Here is a 2,270-nt window from a genome sequence, read left to right as displayed (position 1 = left end):
CAGCCGGATCAGCCGGCAGCCCTGACTGCTGCTTGCGGGAACCGGCCCAGCACCTTCTCGGTCAGCACGGAGTCGCAGTACTCGCGGATCTCCTTGATCTTGCCGTCCTCGAACCGAAACACCAGGCAATAGTCGTTGTCGTAGCGCACGCCCTCCGGCGTGACGTTGTCGCCCTTGGCCTCGACCACGACGATGTCGCCATCGGCGATGAAGCGCTCGGCGACCGTGCGCGCGCGGTCGCGCAGGCGGGAGCGCACATAGCCGTGCAGATCCTTGAGGATCGCGTCCTTGCCGGTGAAGGTGCGTGACCAGGAATACTGGCCGGTGACGATCCATTTGGCGTCGTCGGCAAGGCTTGCGCTGAACAGCGACCGGTCGCGGACATCAGGGTCGGGGCTGGCGGCGGCGGCGAAAATATCCTGCATCAGTTTCTTGTTGGCGGCAGCGCTCATGGCGGCATCTCCTTGTCATGGCAACACGGGAGAACATCGCCGCTTGATTGGAATTCTTCAAATCGATAGCGAATATGATATCTATTCGTCTCATGAATTTGAATTCGCTCGATCTCAACCTCCTGACTGCGCTCGACGCGCTGCTGCGCGAGGCCAATGTCAGCCGCGCCGCCATGCGCATCGGGCTGTCACAGCCGGCCACCAGCCACGCCCTGCAGCGGCTGCGCGATATCTTCGGCGACCCGCTGCTGGTGCGAACCGGCGCACGGATGGAGCTGACGCCGCGGGCGCAAGCCCTGCGCGGGCCGCTGGCGCAGGCGCTGGACCAGGTGCGCGGGCTGTTCGTGCCCGAGGCATTCGACGCCGCGCGCAGCGAGCGGCAGTTCCGCCTGATGATGCCTGACCTCGCCGTCGAGCTATTGATGCCGCCCTTGATGGAGAAGGTCACGCGCCTTGCGCCCAATGTCCGCATCGACGTCGTGCCGTGGCGGGGACCGGCGATCTTTCACGCCGAGTTCGCCCGCACCATCGACCTCGTGATCTCGATCGGCAACGCCTTCAAGGGTTTTCATCGCCAGCTGCTCTACACCGACGGCGATGCGCTCGCCGTGCGGCGCGGCCACCCGCTTGCGCCAAAGCTGAAGCGGCGCGAGGCGTTCCTCGCCGCGCGCCATGTCGGCGTGATCATCCGCGGCCAGCCCGAGGACCTGATCGACACCTGGCTGCGCAGCAAAGGCATCGAGCGGCACGTCTCGCTGGTGGTCTCGGGCTATCTCGAGGCCCTGCACGTCGCCGCCCGGACCGACCTCGTCGCCTTCGTGCCGCGGCGGCTGATCGCCGCGCTATCGAAGCAGCTCGGCCTCGTCACCGTCGCGCCGCCGCTCGATCCCGGGATCGACGAGCAGTTCATGTTCTATCCGACCCGGGCGCAGATGGACCCGGGCTCGATCTGGCTGCGGCGGCTGATGCTGGAGACGGGGCGGGAGTTGGAGAAGAAAGCTTTGTAGGGTGGGTCAGCCGAAGGCGTAACCCACCACTTCTGTATCCGCTGATAGTAAAGAGGTGGGTTACGCTTCACTAACTCACCCTACAAGATCTGCCTTCACGCCTTCTGCGCGTCCATCACCTTGCGGATCGCGGGACGATCCATCATGCGCTTGAAATGGTCGGCGATCTTCGGCGTGGCGTTGATGTCGACGCTGTCGCCTTCGAGCCAGTGCGAGAGCGTGTGGAGATAGGGATCGCAGACCGTGAACTGATCGCCCATCACCCACGGACCTTTGAACATCCTCTGCTCGATCAGCTTGAAGCAGGCGCCCATGGTCTGCGGCACCATCGCCTTCATGTCGGCGAACGAGCTCTCCTGTGTCGCCCAGCGCGCGCCGCGCAGCTTGTGGGCGTGATTGATGTGCACGGTCGAGCACAGATAGGAGTTGAACGACTGCACCTGGGCGAAGTCGAAGGGATCGTCGAGCGGCGCGAGTTTCGCCTTCGGGAAGATTTGCGCGATATAGGCCAGCATCGCCGGCGTCTCGGTGAGGACGCCGCGGTCGGTCACCAGGGCCGGGACACGCCCCTTCGGGTTGATGGCGAGATATTCCGGGCTGTTCTGCTGATTGTCCTTGAGGCTCAGCCGTTCAGCCGTGTAGTCGGCGCCGGCCTCCTCGAGGGTCATGTAGGTGGCGAGCGCGCAGGTGCCGGGGGCGTAGTAGAGCTTGAGCATGTCGGACCTCATGGGAAAGCCGGAAGTTAACGGCTGTTGCCCCCGAGGTCTAGAGCACGACATCCTCTTCGCAGTTGCCCACATCCGCCCGCCTG

At 64.4% G+C, this 2,270-nt stretch carries 3 protein-coding genes; 1 reads left to right on the top strand and 2 read right to left on the bottom strand.

What is annotated here, in order from left to right; genetic code table 11:
* Positions 1–8 precede the first annotated feature (8 nt).
* Positions 9–452 carry a nuclear transport factor 2 family protein gene (locus tag AOQ71_RS35270; RefSeq protein WP_057757139.1) on the bottom strand — a complete coding sequence of 148 codons (444 nt, stop codon included), beginning with the start codon at positions 450–452 and terminating at the stop codon, positions 9–11.
* Positions 453–544: 92 nt separating this feature from the next.
* On the opposite strand from AOQ71_RS35270, the gene AOQ71_RS35265 reads away from it, so the two are divergent.
* Positions 545–1,459 (top strand): LysR family transcriptional regulator, encoded by a 915-nt coding sequence (locus AOQ71_RS35265; protein ID WP_057757137.1) that lies wholly within the window; start codon positions 545–547, stop codon positions 1,457–1,459.
* A gap of 95 nt (positions 1,460–1,554) precedes the next feature.
* Here AOQ71_RS35265 and AOQ71_RS35260 read toward each other — a convergent pair whose 3' ends face one another.
* On the bottom strand, positions 1,555–2,175 hold the full coding sequence (locus tag AOQ71_RS35260) for a glutathione S-transferase family protein (RefSeq protein WP_057757260.1): 621 nt from the start codon (positions 2,173–2,175) through the stop codon (positions 1,555–1,557).
* Between the last annotated feature and the right edge of the window lie 95 nt (positions 2,176–2,270).

The organism is Bradyrhizobium manausense, from assembly GCF_001440035.1.
GTDB classification, from domain to species: Bacteria; Pseudomonadota; Alphaproteobacteria; order Rhizobiales; family Xanthobacteraceae; genus Bradyrhizobium; species Bradyrhizobium manausense.
This window is presented reverse-complemented; position numbering and strand designations above follow the sequence as displayed.

What these genes read in the sequence shown, in the direction of transcription:
- AOQ71_RS35270 (WP_057757139.1), bottom strand. Translation starts at nt 452, where the DNA reads ATGAGCGCTGCCGCCAACAAGAAACTGATGCAGGATATTTTCGCCGCC.
- AOQ71_RS35265 (WP_057757137.1), top strand. Translation starts at nt 545, where the DNA reads ATGAATTTGAATTCGCTCGATCTCAACCTCCTGACTGCGCTCGACGCG.
- AOQ71_RS35260 (WP_057757260.1), bottom strand. Translation starts at nt 2,175, where the DNA reads ATGCTCAAGCTCTACTACGCCCCCGGCACCTGCGCGCTCGCCACCTAC.